The sequence below is a fragment of the Neobacillus drentensis genome, from assembly GCF_036965645.1.
Taxonomy (GTDB): domain Bacteria; phylum Bacillota; class Bacilli; order Bacillales; family Cytobacillaceae; genus Neobacillus; species Neobacillus drentensis_D.
In genome coordinates this window covers 1-15,161 of sequence record NZ_JBALPZ010000014.1, presented here as the reverse complement: position 1 = coordinate 15,161, position 15,161 = coordinate 1, and the positions used below count along the sequence as shown (strand labels likewise).

General features: G+C 42.5%; 14 protein-coding genes. 12 read left to right on the top strand and 2 right to left on the bottom strand.

Translation table 11 applies throughout. The features are described from left to right. The first annotated feature begins 82 nt into the window (after positions 1-82). The 11 genes from V7266_RS02595 (at position 83) to V7266_RS02545 (ending at position 11,322) form a co-directional block, all read left to right on the top strand. Complete coding sequence (locus V7266_RS02595; RefSeq protein WP_335465660.1) at positions 83-970, top strand: isocitrate lyase/PEP mutase family protein; 888 nt, start codon at positions 83-85, stop codon at positions 968-970. Positions 971-996: 26 nt separating this feature from the next. Beyond that, positions 997-2,418: an FAD-binding protein gene (locus V7266_RS02590; protein ID WP_335465659.1), complete on the top strand. Its 1,422-nt coding sequence runs from the start codon at positions 997-999 to the stop codon at positions 2,416-2,418. A 45-nt stretch (positions 2,419-2,463) separates the two neighbouring features. Further along, a complete protein-coding gene (locus tag V7266_RS02585; protein ID WP_335465658.1) occupies positions 2,464-3,201 on the top strand; it encodes an SDR family NAD(P)-dependent oxidoreductase in 738 nt (245 codons plus the stop codon). Between the two features lie 35 nt (positions 3,202-3,236). After that, positions 3,237-3,674 (top strand): GlcG/HbpS family heme-binding protein, encoded by a 438-nt coding sequence (locus tag V7266_RS02580; RefSeq protein WP_335465657.1) that lies wholly within the window; start codon positions 3,237-3,239, stop codon positions 3,672-3,674. A gap of 180 nt (positions 3,675-3,854) precedes the next feature. Next, positions 3,855-5,102, top strand: a complete 1,248-nt coding sequence (locus V7266_RS02575; protein ID WP_335465656.1) for an MFS transporter — start codon at positions 3,855-3,857, stop codon at positions 5,100-5,102. A 38-nt stretch (positions 5,103-5,140) separates the two neighbouring features. Next, positions 5,141-6,517: an FAD-dependent oxidoreductase gene (locus V7266_RS02570; RefSeq protein WP_335465655.1), complete on the top strand. Its 1,377-nt coding sequence runs from the start codon at positions 5,141-5,143 to the stop codon at positions 6,515-6,517. Positions 6,518-6,741: 224 nt separating this feature from the next. Next, the gene (locus V7266_RS02565) at positions 6,742-7,599 is read left to right on the top strand and encodes an aspartate/glutamate racemase family protein (RefSeq protein WP_335465654.1); all 858 of its coding nucleotides are present in this window, start codon (positions 6,742-6,744) and stop codon (positions 7,597-7,599) included. A gap of 51 nt (positions 7,600-7,650) precedes the next feature. Beyond that, positions 7,651-8,445 (top strand): electron transfer flavoprotein subunit beta/FixA family protein, encoded by a 795-nt coding sequence (locus V7266_RS02560; RefSeq protein ID WP_335465653.1) that lies wholly within the window; start codon positions 7,651-7,653, stop codon positions 8,443-8,445. A gap of 12 nt (positions 8,446-8,457) precedes the next feature. After that, positions 8,458-9,438 (top strand): electron transfer flavoprotein subunit alpha/FixB family protein, encoded by a 981-nt coding sequence (locus V7266_RS02555; RefSeq protein ID WP_335465652.1) that lies wholly within the window; start codon positions 8,458-8,460, stop codon positions 9,436-9,438. 95 nt (positions 9,439-9,533) lie between these two features. Beyond that, positions 9,534-10,334, top strand: a complete 801-nt coding sequence (locus V7266_RS02550) for an ABC transporter ATP-binding protein (RefSeq protein WP_335465685.1) — start codon at positions 9,534-9,536, stop codon at positions 10,332-10,334. Positions 10,335-10,392: 58 nt separating this feature from the next. Then, the gene (locus V7266_RS02545; protein ID WP_335465651.1) at positions 10,393-11,322 is read left to right on the top strand and encodes a thermonuclease family protein; all 930 of its coding nucleotides are present in this window, start codon (positions 10,393-10,395) and stop codon (positions 11,320-11,322) included. 67 nt (positions 11,323-11,389) lie between these two features. On the opposite strand, the gene V7266_RS02540 is transcribed toward V7266_RS02545, so the two are convergent. After that, positions 11,390-12,541 carry an Ig-like domain-containing protein gene (locus V7266_RS02540; protein ID WP_335465650.1) on the bottom strand — a complete coding sequence of 384 codons (1,152 nt, stop codon included), beginning with the start codon at positions 12,539-12,541 and terminating at the stop codon, positions 11,390-11,392. Next, the gene (locus tag V7266_RS02535) at positions 12,531-12,776 is read right to left on the bottom strand and encodes a hypothetical protein (RefSeq protein ID WP_335465649.1); all 246 of its coding nucleotides are present in this window, start codon (positions 12,774-12,776) and stop codon (positions 12,531-12,533) included. The genes V7266_RS02540 and V7266_RS02535 overlap by 11 nt, the downstream gene beginning before the upstream one ends. Positions 12,777-13,079: 303 nt before the next feature. On the opposite strand from V7266_RS02535, the gene V7266_RS02530 reads away from it, so the two are divergent. Continuing rightward, entirely contained in the window at positions 13,080-15,047 is a 1,968-nt protein-coding gene (locus V7266_RS02530) for an acetate--CoA ligase (protein WP_335465648.1), read from the top strand. Positions 15,048-15,161: the final 114 nt, after the last annotated feature.

Below are 15,161 nucleotides of genomic sequence, written 5' to 3'. Positions count from 1 at the left end.
ATGAATAGTTTTTACCTTTGGAATGAAAGTTTGAAATTTTCTGAAATTTAAATATGCATAAATAAAAAAGGAGATCCAATAAATGAATAAAACAAAAAAGTTCCAGGAACTTTTGAAACAAAAGGAATCATTTATCGTGCCGGGTGCCTATGACGCGATGTCAGCTAGATTAATAGAAGAAATCGGGTTTCACGCCATTTATGCGACTGGCGCTGGCATTTCTAATGCCCAATTAGGCTGGGCCGATGTCGGGCTGACTTCTTTAAAAGAAGTGGTTGATATCGTAGCTCGCATGGCAGATGTGACAACAGTTCCGATTGTTGTGGATGCTGATACAGGGTTTGGCAATGCCATTAATGTTATGCGGACGGTTCGTGAGTTTGAACGAGCGGGTGTTGCGGCTATTCAAATGGAAGACCAGGTGTCGCCGAAGAAATGTGGCCATTTCAATGGAAAAGATGTGATTTCAAAAGGTGAAATGGTTGGAAAAATCAAAGCAGCCTTGGATACAAGGCAAGATGAAAACCTGGCGATTATTGCCCGGACTGATGCATTAGCTGTAAATGGGATGGAGGATGCCTTGGATCGGGCACATTCTTATGCGGAGGCTGGAGCTGACATTATCTTTGTAGAAGCACCTACGACTATCGAACAACTTAGGCAGATAACCAGTTCTTTAACAGGCATCCCCCAGGTCATTAATCTAGTAGAGGGCGGTAAAACCCCGCTCGTTTCTTTAAAAGAAGCGGAAGAGATTGGCTTTAAAATCATGCTTTGCGCCAATACCGTTCTTCGTTCAGCGATTAAAGGTATCACGGAGTCACTAAAAATCTTAAAAGCAGAAGGTTCACAAGAGAATGTTCACGAGTTGATCTGTACATGGGAAGAGCGTCAATCCCTCTTTAAACTCAACCAAATTAAAGAATGGGAAAACAATTATTCTGAAAATCAGTCATTAATTAACAAGTAAAAACTTATTTAGAGGAGGAAGCTGAAGTGGTGAGAGAAGTAGATTATGACATTGTAGTAATTGGTTGTGGAGTGGCGGGGACCTCAGCAGCATTATCTGCTGCAGAAACAGCGAAAAAGTCAAATAAAAACTTAAAAATTGCTATCCTGGAACGGGCCGATTATGACCACAGGGGCGGGAACTCCCGTTGGACAGCTTCGTATATGCGAATGAAAAATCTCGATGAAGTAGCCGACAACTTCGTGGAAGATATGCTGGCTTTTTCAGACAACTATTCCGATCGAGAGTACATAGAAACTCTCGCCGAGAACGCCGGCAGCACATTACGGTGGGTAGAGGAAAAAGGGGTTGAGTTCGATTACCTGCCAACGATGTTTTTAACCGCATCGAAGCCGCGTTTATTGCCAGTGGGCGGCGGACGGGCGATTATTGACACATTAGCGCGCCGTGCAGGTGGACTGGGGGTTGAGATTATTTATGAAGCGGCTGCTTGGAAATTACTTTTAGATGAAGAAGGTACTGTCAATGGGTTAATGATCCGTGTAAAAGGTGGAACATCCCTCCAATTAACAGTCAGAGCAGTTGTATTAGCTTCTGGTGGATTCCAGGGAAATCAAGAGATGATGGCCCAATATGTTGGCAGAGATGCCCATAAGATTCGGACAGTAGCCGAGGGCGGCTTATTCAACAAAGGGGAAGGCATTCGGATGGCGATGTCTATCGGGGCAAAAACAGCTGGCCAGTTTGATTCGTTCCATGCTGAACCGGTCGACCCAAGAAGCAAGCGGGAAGAAGCGGCTGTCATGACCTATCCTTACTTCATTTTGGTTGATCAAAATGGAAACCGGTTTGTCGATGAGGGAAAAACAACTGTTGACGAGCAATATGAAGAAGTAGCCCGAAAAATTTTCCATGATCTTCCTGGTCATATCGCCTATATGATTGGTGACAAAAAAATGTATGATATTCCAAATTATGAGCGCGCAGTAGAAACGGATAAACCTGCTATAGTTGCTGACACGCTTGAAGAATTAGCCGAGAAGATTGGCGTGCCGGCTGAACAATTAGCAGCTACCGTGGAATCCTATAACGCCGCCATTCAACCGGGTGAATTTCACTGGGATAAAAAAGATGGCAAACAAGCGGTCGGTATAACACCTCCAAAGTCTAATTGGGCAATCCCAATCGAGCAGGCACCCTATATCGCTTATCCAATTGTCTGCTCGAATGTTTTCACCAATGGCGGTTTAGCTACCGACACCAATGGCCGCGTCTTATCGCAAGATCAGGATGCCATTCCAGGTTTATATGCAGTGGGTGAAACAGCTGGACTCTATTACGGGAAGTATCCAGGCGGAACATCGGTATTAAGAGGGCTTGTATTTGGACGCCTTGCCGGGGAACATGCCGTTTCCTATCTGAATCAATCAAAGAAACTCGAGGTTTAATCAAGCTAAGAAAAAAGCCAATTATAATTTGTCTTAAAGGGAAGGATGATTTTCTTGGAATTAAAGGACAAGGTAGCTTTTGTGACTGGCGGCGGCAGGGGAATTGGCAGGGAAACCTGTATTCTTTTAGCCAAACAAGGTGCCAAAATAGCTGTTTTTTCAGATAACGAATCGGAAAGCAAGGATACGGCTGCTTATATTAAGGATGAATTAAAAGGGGAAGCCATCTCCATCGTCGGAGATGTTCGTTCCGAATTCAATGTCTATCAAGCAGTTCGAGAAACAGAAGAAAAACTCGGATCCGTTGACATTTTAGTAAATAATGCTGGGGTAATGAGTTTAAAACCATTTCTAGAAACAAGCGTGGAAGAATGGGACTTTTTACAAGATGTCAATGTAAAGGGAAGCTTTTTATGTTCACGGGCAGTCGTGCCGAAAATGATTGAAAAAAAGCATGGCGTAATTATTAATCTTTCATCTATTTGGGGAACGAAAGGTGGTCCCGATCGTAGTGCATATATTACTTCAAAGTATGCGGTCATCGGTTTCACCAAAGCATTGGGTGAAGAATTAAAGCCGCACAAAGTTAGAGTAAATGCTGTCTGCCCAGGTCCTGTCGACACAAAGATGATGGAAGATTTAGCACCTGATGTGAATAAAGACAATTGGCTGCGACCGATAGATATCGCCCATGTCATTGTCGATTTATGTTTACCTAAATCTGTTGCTGTAACAGCCACTGCCGTGGAGGCATTTGGCAGCGGTCGGCCTGTTAACGTATAAAAAATTAATTTTAATAGTTGGAAGGAGATAGAAACATGACAAATTTAAAAACGGTAGTAGAAACAAAAAATATTAGTCTAGCATTAGCAAATAAATTGTTAGAAGCAGCCTTAGCTAAGGGAGAGGAACTCGGAATCCCCTTTAGCATTGCGATTGTTGATAAACCAGGTAATATAAAAGCATTTGCGGCAATGGACGGTGCACCAGTGTTAAGTTTGGAGATTTCGCAGAATAAAGCCTTTTCCGCAGCTGCTTATAACAGACCTACACATGAATGGTACGACAAAATTAAGAATGACCCGCCATTGCTTCATGGAATTGTCCACACCGAAAGATTGGTTATTTTCGGAGGAGGTTTTCCTATTAAAATTAATGGCGAGTTGATCGGTGGTATCGGAGTTAGTGGTGGACACTATGCACATGATATGCAGGTATGTGAAGCCGCATTAGAAGTGATCAAAAATTTCGAATAAATAAATCAGTAACAATCTTATATAAAATTTGTATTTTAACCCGCCCAAGGACTTTTATTGATAGAGTTCATTGGCCGGACTTCTATAAGTATTTCCTAGAGTTTAATTGCAACAAGTAATGCTTAAAGCGGGGAGGGTCTTATCCTGAGCACAACTAATTATCCTAATCCACCGGAAAAAATGGACTCCGCCAAGTATAAAGTATTTTTTGGTGCTTATATTGGCTGGATCTTTGATTACTATGAGGTTTTTGTCCTTAGTTTTTTAGTCATTCCAATGGCTGCATCCCTGTCTTTAACTACCGAACAAGTTGCTTCTTTATTTTCAATCCAATTGGGTTTCCTTGCGTTGGGTGGAATTATTTTTGGAATTTTGGGAGATAAGATTGGCCGGAAAAAAATCCTGATATGGACTCTAGTCATCTTTTGTATTGCTACATTAATGAGAGCATTTACCTTTGATTATGCTTGGTTAGTGATTTGGACAGCGGTTGCAGGTTTTGGGCTTGGCGGTGAATATGGAGCGGGTCAGGCCTTAGTTAGTGAAGTGGTACCAACGAAACAACGGGGATTTTGGAGCAGTCTTCTTTATGGTGGAGCCTATATAGGAATCTTTATGGGTGCACTGATAGGAGGATTTATATTACCGGTTATTGGCTGGAGATGGACCTTCGCCATATCCGCACTTCCAATTTTAATCGCATTATTTCTTAGACGAGATGTCGAGGAATCGAAAGTATGGGAGAAAACAATTAAAAACTCCTATGCTGTCAGTGTGAAGAAAAAGTTTACGATGAAGCGGTTTTGGAAGCCATTTATCATCTCGTTGATTGCCGCTGTTTTTCAATATTTTGCTTATTATGGGATAACCAACTTTTTACCCACTTACTTAGTAAAATATGAAGGGTTCGAAATGGGGAAAACAGCCTGGTGGTTATTCTTTACAGCCTTTGCCGGGTTAGTGGGTTCACTTATTGCCGGGATTACAGCAGACAAGTGGGGGAGAAGGATCACTCTTTCGTACTTAGCATTTATCGCAGGTGCAGGTGGCTTGCTTCTTTACTTTACATGGAATTCCCTCTTGCATTCTTTTTGGATACTAGTTCCCATTTTCTTCCTTTACTTGGGATCTAATGGGGCAACCATCTTCGGCTCATTATTTAGTGAGATATTTCCAACTGATGTAAGAAGTACAGGTATTTCTTGGGCTCTTCAAATTGGAAGAGGACTTGCATTTGCCCCTCCTCTGATAACTGCTGCAGTCTTTCCAGTTTATGGGTACAAACCGATTATATTAATGGGAGCAGGATTTTTCTTCGCATTATGTCTGTGGGCTTGGGTTTTCCCGGAAACGAAAAATAAAAATTTGGATACGGCCGCATCCGAGCCAATCGATAATACCCAAGAAGGTAAAAACATTAGTAGCTAGAAGAGTAATAGAAAGCAAATGTAAAAGGATGTGTAACAATGGAGTCCTATGACTTGGTTATTTTAGGCGGAGGCCTTGCCGGCATGTGTGCAGCAGTAGAGGCAGGAGAGAAGGGGGCCAGTGTCCTCCTGCTTGAAAAACTAGATGAACTTGGCGGAAGCACTGTCTTAAGTTCGGGATATATGGCATTTACAGGTACTGATATGCAAGAAGTAGCAGGCATTGTGGATTCCACTGAATCCCTTGTAAAGGACCTGCAAGAAGTTGGCGGAGGCGTAAATGACAGTTCGCTAATAACATTTTATGCTGAGAATCAACTGGAAACCTATTCATGGCTTGTGGGACAGGGGATAGAATTTCGCTCCTTAGAGGCGGTAAGCGGCCACAGTGTTCCCCGTGGACATATTATTGATCCTCATCAAGCTATTCAAGCACTATATAAAAAAGTAAAGCAGCTTCCGAATGTAATCATTCGTTTTTGTGCACCTGCAAAGCGCCTGTTAAAAAATGAAGAAGGACGGATCGATCGTGTCCTTTATGAGTCGGAAGGGGCCGAACAGACGGTAGAAGCGATCAAAGGGGTACTGGTTACTACCGGTGGCTTTGCAAAGGATGAAGCACTGCTCGGACAGTTTGCCCCTCAGTTAAATGGCGCCCTAAGAATTGGCGGGAGAGGGAATTGTGGAGACGGTATTAAAATGGCCTGGGAACACGGGGCCTGGGTCAATGATTTGCCTTATTTGAATGGAACATACGGATTCCATCCAAGCGCTTCCGGAGCGGTTAAAATGCAGGGTCTTGCTTTTTATAAAGGTGCAATCATGGTTAACCAATTAGGGAGACGCTTTGTTAATGAGTCTATTTCCTATAAGCTGCTAGGAAAAGCCGCGTTCGAGCAGCCTGATAAGATTACCTATCAGGTATGGGATCAAACTGTGATGGATAAAAGTGTGGCAGATGACCCGCTTTATGATTTAGAGCTGCTTCGCCGCCGCCGCCTTCTTTATATTACGGATACATTAGAAGAACTGGCAGATTGTATTGATGTACCTTTGGAAGTATTAGAAGAAACCATATCTAGATACAATCAGGGAATTCAAACTGGCGAGGAGCCTGATTTTGGGAGGAAGACGTTAACGCATAACTTTGGGAAACCAACGCCGATTGAAAAGGCACCATTTTATGCATTTGAATCGACAGTGGCCATGCTGGCAACTTATGCAGGAGTTGCAGTCAACTCCGCTGCCCAGGTCCTTAATCCGTTTGGGGAGCCCATCCCGGGATTGTATGCTGCAGGGGAGGTAACCGGCGGGTTTCACGGTGCTGGTTACATGACAGGAAGTTCCCTGGGGAAGGCAGCCGTGTTTGGCAGAGTGGCTGCGTCAGAGGCATTATCGGGGGCTGCTATTAAATAAGGCCTATAATTTGAAAATGCTAGTAAAAATGAAGTTTCGCCGATAAACTTACAAAAACCGCCGATATATTTGTAAAAACCGCCGATTAACTTACAAGAACCGCTGATAAACTTGTAAAAACCGCTGATATTTATAAAAAAACGGTTAAATATAACAAATTCAAAGATGAAGAAAGCTAAAACTTTCCTAATAAATTAATAGACGAAAAAAAGGAGGTAATGAAAGTGAAAATCTGGCACCAAAGCTTAACCACAATTGATCGGGTTCCCGAGTATCGCGATGCGATTGTCAATCATGTTCGTAAGATTGCCCGGCCCGATGTGGAGCTTGTTTTACATGGGATGTCGGAAGAAACCTATCCCACCCATTATCCTGGTCATTTTATTACCTATTCTTACCTGCAAAACCTACACCGTGAACAGTTTGTACGAGCGGCCTTACTAGCTGAAAAGGCTGGTTATGATGCCATGTTTATAGCAACTATTCCCGATGTGGGTCTTTTAGAGGCACGTACTCTCGTCGATATTCCGGTAGTTGGCTATGGCCAGGCCTCCTTTCATATGGCTTCCATGCTTGGAGATCACATTGGCGTTGTTAATTTCCTTGGACCGCTTGCCGATGAACTTCGGCAGAATGCCGCCCGTTATGGTTTAGGCAATAAACTGGGTCCAATTGTTCAAACAGATGTTGGGTTTGATCATGTCCTAGCTGGTTTTAGTGATCCAGAGCCTGTCATTGCTTCTTTTAAAAAGGCAGCAGAAATGGCGATTGCTGAAGGGGCTGATGTCATTGTTCCGGGAGAGGGACCTATGAATGTGTTCCTCGCGACCCATGGCGTTTCGAGAATTGGCGATGTCCCAGTGATCGATTCCTTTGCTGCCGGTATCAAGATGTGTGAGGCCTTAGTAGACTTACGTGAAAACTCAGGTGTCTACATGACCCGCCGTGGATATTTCAATGCCAAACCACCTGCAGAAGCAGTCGAAAGACTCCGTGAACTTTACAACCTTGAGGGATCCCCTGATCCAAAACAGGAGCGGGGATTAGCTGTTAGAGGAAGCGGAATTGACTCTATTAAATAAAATGCACTTTTTATAAAAAAATAGATTTTAAGAAAACGAGGTGATGAGGAAATGCATATTGTCGTTTGTCTTAAACAAGCTTATGACCCAGAAATTACACCACGACATTTTAAGATAGATCCTAAAACAAATCGTCCAGATAATGGAGATGCAGATATGGTCTTGGACTCCTTCGCAGAAAATGCGCTTGAACTGGCCATTCAGGTTCGCGATAAAACACCAGGTGCTGTCGTTACTGCACTCTGCTTAGGTGACGATGAAACAGAAGATGTGCTGCGCAGGGCGCTTGCCTTCACCGCTGATCATGCCGTAAGAGTTTGGGATGATGAATGGAAGGATTTAGATGGTCAGGCTGTTGGATATATTCTTGCTCAAACGATAAAGGAACTTGGCGGCGCGCAGTTAGTTTTAACTGGTTGTCTAGCTAGTGATATAGAGGAAGGTCTGGTGGGGCCGGTACTAGCGGAAGAGCTGGAAATGACCTGTCTAACATTAGTCTCGGAAATAGAAATAGATGCTGAAAATGTCAAGGCTACTTGTGAGGATGAGGACGGGTGCACCGTCGTAAGTGTTCCTGTACCAGCTGTTTTCACGATTATTAGTTCTGAGACAAATGTTCCGAGGCTTCCGAAGGTAAAAGATATCAGGCAGGCCAGAACGAAGCCTATCAAAGTATATGAGTTGGATGATTTAGAACTGGATGCAGAGCGCTGTCAGCCGGGGGTTAAACTTGACCGGGCATATGTGGTAAACAGAGAAAGCACTTGTGAATTGCTGCCTGGAACAGATGGAATAGAACTCGCGGGTGAATTGGCTGACAAGCTCTTGGCACTCAAGATTCTATAGGGGGCGTCAAACATGTCAAAAATTCTTGTTTTTGCAAATCAACAGGGAGATGTCTTAAGTTCCGGTTCTCGGGAAGCGTTAACGTTTGCCCGCCATTTAGCAGACAGCACAGGCGGGGAAGTCGCAGCAGTATTAACGGGGCCTGATGCCGTGTCTGGTTCAAAGGAATCATTCGCTTTTGGTGCTAATAAGGTTTACACTGTTTCAAATCCGTTGCTAGCTGAATATCAGTCAGATGTTTATGTTGATTGTCTTTATGCGGTATTTAAACAATCCGGTGCAGATACTTTTGTCCTTTCCTTTGATCGAATCGGGAAGGACCTCGTTGGGCGCATAGCTACGCGAATTGGAGCATCGGCGATTACGGAAGTCGTTGATTTTAAAACAGAGGGTCAAAAAATCACCTGGGTTCGGCCGATCTATGGAGATAAGGCGTTCGGAGAGTATTCAGCCACACGACCTCAAGTGGTGGCGGGTATCCGCCCAAAGAGTCAAACCTTGCCTTTACCTGATGACTCACGTACTGGAGAAATCATTTCTGTTGACTATAAACCCAAGGAAGATTTAGTTTTAACAAAGCTTGTAGTCAAAATTCAATCTGCCTTGTCCGATATCCGTCTTGAGGATGCAACTATTATTGTTTCCGGCGGCCGGGGGCTAGAAGGTCCTAATGGTTTTGCTGAACTTCAGGCTCTGGCAGATTTGCTTGGGGGAGCAGTCGGAGCATCCCGAGCTGCTTGTGATGCGGGCTGGATTCCGTCCAATTTTCAGGTTGGTCAAACGGGTGCCGTTGTCGCACCTGATCTTTATATAGCGGTCGGTATTTCAGGTGCCAGCCAGCACTTGGCCGGAATTACTAATGCCAAAACGGTAGTGGCGATTAATTCAGATGCAGAAGCGCCTATTTTTAAAAGAGCAGATCTTGGTGTAATTGCAGATTACAAGCAGGTCATTCCTGCACTGACCGAGAAACTAAAAAAAGTACTTGTATAAAAGAGTGAAGCAGGAACCTGATGGACATTGGAGGTTCCTGCTTCTTTGATTCTGAAAATTTTGATATTATTATATCAATGAAAGGTGTGATTAATTTGGTTGTTCAACTAGAAAATGTTTCATTAAAGAGGGATGGGAAAATAATCCTCCACGATGTTAACTGGGAAATTGAAAAAGGAGAACATTGGGTGTTATTTGGTTTAAATGGATCAGGAAAAACAGCCATTTTAAATTTACTCAATGCCTATTATTTTCCGACGAAAGGAAAAATTACCGTACTAGATTTGGAGTTTGGAAAAACCTATTTAGGAGAAAAACTTCGGAAGCAGATTGGATTTGTTTCATCGTCTCTTCAAGAGAAATTCCACCCTGATGATAATGCATTTGAAGTCGTCTTAAGCGGTGCCTTTGCTTCAATAGGTCTTTACGAAACTCCCACAGATGAAATAAGACAAAAAGCAATTTCACTTCTTGAGGAGTTAGGCTGTATCGAGTATGCCAACCGCCATTATACTACCCTTTCACAAGGTGAAAAACAACGCGTTCTCATTGCTCGGGCACTGATGGCCAATCCGTCCTTGCTGATTCTTGATGAACCGACAAATGGATTAGATTTTATAGCACGGGAACAATTGCTGGAGTCGGTTGAAAAGATTACCGAGAACAGGGATGCCCCAACCATTATCTATGTCACCCACCATGTGGAAGAAATCCTTCCTGTTTTCACTAAAACATTGCTTTTGAAAAAGGGACAAGTATTTGCATCTGGAGATACGAAAGATATGATTGCTAGTGTCAAGCTTACCGAATATTTTAATCTCCCGGTAAAGGTGCACTGGGAAAATGGACGACCACTATTGTCAAAACGGTTGGCAAAAGAAACAGTTAGTTATTAACAAATTAATGTTAATTATAAGTATAATAAGAATGGAGTATTAATAAGGAGAGAATAAAGTGAAAATCATTAAAACCATTCTTATTATAGCCGTTCTACTTATATCATCATCCTGCTCAAAAGATACTTCTGATTCTAAAACAAAGGCGATAAATAGGGAGAAGCAAGAGGTAGCAGCCGAAAAAGCAAAAGAAAAAGCTGACGCGGAAGAAAAAGCAAAGGCTGAGGAAGCCAGAATAGCGGAAGAAAAGGCAAGTGCTGAGAAAGCAGCGCAAGAAAAACAAGAAGCGGCAAAACAATCACAGGAAGAATTAGCGAAGAGTCTCGGTTTAGAGTTAATTACTGTTGGCAGAGTGGTTGACGGAGATACCATTGTGACCTCCGATGGACGTAAAGTCCGTTTAGTCGGCGTCAATACACCGGAATCCACCACCAGACATGAGCAATATGGGAAAGAGGCAAGTAACTATACAAATTCAAAGTTGAATGGAAAACAAGTATGGCTGCAGAAGGATGTTTCCGAAACAGATCGATACGGCCGCTTGCTAAGGATCGTTTGGTTTAATGTGCCGTCAAATGATATGGATGAAAATGAGATTAGAACAAAGATGTTTAATGCAGATTTAGTGTTGAGCGGATATGCAGAGCCATCAACCTATCCTCCGGATGTTAAGTACAGCGACTATTTTGTCAAGTTTGCCCGAGAAGCAAGGGAGGCAAATAAAGGTCTTTGGGCATTCGGCACTCAAGGGACAACGAAAGGTGATCTTGATTCAAGCTCAGGTAACAATGGGGCAGGAACTTCGACCAGCGGGAATACATCGAATGGCTCTACATCTGGAAGTGGGTCATCAACCAATTCCAGCTCGGAGTCCTTTCAAAATTGTACCGAAATGAGAAAGGTCTATCCGAATGGAGTACCATCTACACATCCTGCTTATGAGGCAAGGCATGATCGAGATAAGGATAACTGGGCATGTGAACAATAAAACAACAAAGACCGCAGACAAATGCGGTCTTCTTTTTATTTTTTCTGAGGCGGATTCGGCTCCTAAATTAGTGCTTAAATGTTACGGATCTTCCAGGCAATGTTGTAATACGGCCGTTTTTACCAGTTTCCCTAATCGTTATAGTATGTTTTCCATTACTGTATTCGGTGGTGTCGAGAGGGTAATGGAAGCCAGCTTTCCCATTATTGTATTGAGGATAAGCTTTTTGGACATCCGTCCTCGTATCTCCATAAATTGCCTGTCCAGCTGTTTTACCGTCTACCATTACATCTATTTTTGCTGCTTCGCTCTCATCCAAAAACCAGCCAGACACATTTTGAATCCCGATAAGGTTTGTTCCGGATAACGGATTGTCCAAGTACCCTTTGACATTGGCAATGTTTATGGTTTTACTAGGCAATGTCGTGACACGGCCGTTCTTTCCAGTTTCTCTAATCGCAATAGTATGTTTTCCATCTCGGAATTTCGTTGTGTCCAGGGTATAATGAAAGCCAGCTTTCCCATTGTTGTACTGAGGGTAGGCATTTTGGACATCTGCTCTCGCATCCCCATAGACGGCCTGGACAGCAACTGCTCCGTCTATTAATATATCAACCTTGGAAACACCATTTTCATCTAGGAACCACCCTTTAACCATACTTTGTCCATTGATCGTAGAACTAATAGTCGGTGCATCCATAACTCCGATAGATGGATAATGTTTAGGTATCTCATTCCAAACTAAACTTGATATTTTATTAATCGTCTCTATTCCATAGGAGAGAGACTTATTATTGGTTGTCAAAACTGCAATCACATAACTTTTTCCTTGTCCATTTACGTATCCTACACTATTGACAAATAGTTTACTTGGCGGATAGGAAGTGACCCAGCCGTTTTTTAATGCGATACTAACACCGGATGGAGCTCCAGTACCTGTGCCCCAGCGTTGATCCGACTGTACGTTCCGCATGAGGTTAAGACCGTAAGCTCTCTGGGCATCCGTTAATAAGGAATTTGGATAGGCAAAGTATTTCATCATGGTGAGTTGATCCGAAACAGTTGTTTTAGTACGTCCCCACCAGTCTCCGGTACCAGCAATTGTATTGGTCATTCCGACTTTTCGAAAAAAGGGCTGGACACCTAGTTCACTGCCAAGCTGCCTCCAGATCGTACTTGCAGCACTCTTATTGCTATTTTCTATCATTCTAGTTAGCAACGAAATTCTCATAGGAGGTAATGGGTATTTTTCGATAAAGTATATCTGCCAGCATCGACATTTTAACGACACTTTCCGTATAGTAGTTTTTAGAAGAGTTGTATGTATAGGTTTTTCCTGTGTTTGCATCGTAAACTCCAACGGAAACCGTATTGCTTCTAGAAGAAATATAATTAGTTACTTCAGGTCCCAAAATAGTGTTTGCAGATGCGTAAGAAGGCTTTACACAAGACATTATTAATATCCCCGCCAAAGCCATCACAGCAAGTCTTTTTAACAAGCTAATTTCCCCGTCCTATCAAATTGGTAATCTATGAAACTTCTTTATATTACTGCTTTTCTATGAAAAACCATATAGTAAATTACATTTACAGTTTTCATGATTTATATTATTGAAAATTCTGAATTATTGTGTTAATCTCATAGTCAAGGTGATTGGAAACAAGTCCCATCTAAAAGAAAAGATTAATATGTAAGCGCTTTAATCACCCTGATTTAAAGCAAAATAAAATGAATACAGGGATTAAGGGGGATTCATATGGATGTAAGTGGAATTTTAAAGGTTGTTGCAGAAAGTAAGCTTGTTTATCCAAGTGGAGTAAGACAATCTAACACCTCAATTGGAAGCAGTAAAGCTTTTCAAGAACTTCTTCAAAAATCCCAGCAAGATCCCGCAAACTTTTGGAACGATGTGGCGAAAGAACTATTTTGGTATGAGCCTTGGGAAAAAATAATAAGTGGAAGTCTTCCGGATTTTCGTTTTTTCGAAGGCGGCATTAGCAACCCATGTGTAAACTTACTTGACCGACATGTGGAAAACGGTGCAGGAAATCGCACAGCTCTCATTTGGGAGGGTGAAAACGGAGATACGAAGTTTTATACATATAATATGCTGCTGGCTGAGGTGAATCGATTTGCCAATGTTCTTCGTTCCTTTGGTGTGAAAAAAGGGGATTGTGTGGCGATTTTCCTTCCTAATTTGGCTGAGGCAATCATTGCTGTTCTCTCTTGCTTTCGGATTGGGGCTATTTACAATACGGTTTTTTCAGGGTATTCTGAAAAGTCCTTGAAAGACCGTCTCGTTAGCTTTGAGCCAAAGATTATCGTAACTACCGACGCAACGACAAGAAGGGGAAACAAAGTTTATTTGAAGGAAAAAGTGGATAGGGTAATTCCAGATATTCCATCTATTGAAGCCGTGATTGTCGTCAATCGCCTTAATTCAGAAATCAATATGACAGAAGGACGTGATTTCTGGTGGGAGGAACTAACGAAAAAGGCAAGTATTCATTGTGAACCTGAGAAGCTTGAGGCCAATGAATATGGAATTGTGTTCTATACTAGCGGGACAACAGGAAAGCCCAAGGGTGTCGTTCATTCAGGAATGGCTTTTGTGATCCAGAATTATATTTATAGCAAATATCATATGGACCATCATGATGATGATGTTTTCTGGTGTACGGCGGATATTGGCTGGCTGACGATGCATATTTGGGGCATTGCTGGTGCACTAGCAAATGGAGTCACCACGGTTGTATATGAAGGAGCGATTGATTTTCCAACTAAGGACAGATTTTATCAAGTGATTGAGAAATACCGTGTTAATAAATTGTTTACCGCTCCAACGGCATTGCGGATGTTAAAGAGTTTGGGTGAAGAGATACTGGAGCAATTTGATTTATCCTGCCTTGATGTCATTTCCCTTGTTGGTGAACCTTTTGACCCTGAATCATGGCAATGGACATATGAGGTGTTAGGAAAAAAGAAAATATGTGTCAATAATACATGGGGACAAACAGAAACAGCGGGTTGCCCAATCGCTGGAGCAGCTTGGTTAACCCCAATGAAGCCGGGATCAGCCGGAATGCAATTTTTAGGTGCAGATATAGCTGTAGTGGATGAAGAGGGAAATCCAGTTCAACCTGGTACGTTAGGTAATTTAATTATTAGAAGTCCATTTCCAATGCTTTGCCGCACGCTTTGGAAGGAACCGGAGCGTTATATTTCCTCTTATTTTAGCCAAATTGAAGGCAGCTATTTCGCAAGTGATTTGGCCTTGATTGATGATGATGGCTATGTTTGGGTCGTTGGTCGTTCTGATGATGCTTTCAATGTTGCCGGGCATCGCTTGAGTACAATGGAAATTGAAAGTGCAGTGCTTGAATGTGAAGGCGTTGCAGAAGCGGCTGTTATTGGTGTCCCCGATGAAATCAAAGGAGAGGTTGCGCTCGTTTTTGCCCGGGTAAATGACCTTACTTATGGGACAGATCATTTAAAAGAGAAAATAAATGAACGGATTGTACAGCAGATCGGAAAAATTGCTCTGCCCAAAGCCATTATTTTCACCGAAACACTACCAAAAACCGTTAGCGGGAAAATCATGCGCCGCTTATTAAAGGAAATGTTCTTATCAGGAAAGGTTTCGGGTGACATTACAGGGCTCGAAGATCCAGCAACAGTAGCACATGTTCAAACGATTATCAATGCAGGATCCACAGTGAGGTAAAAGAGTTTGCTAGGCAAGGTCTTTTACACATTGAAATGGTAATCTGTCAAAAGACATACAAATAGAGTAAAAAGATGAAAGAATCTCCTCGACTAATGAACTGTGACCCATAAA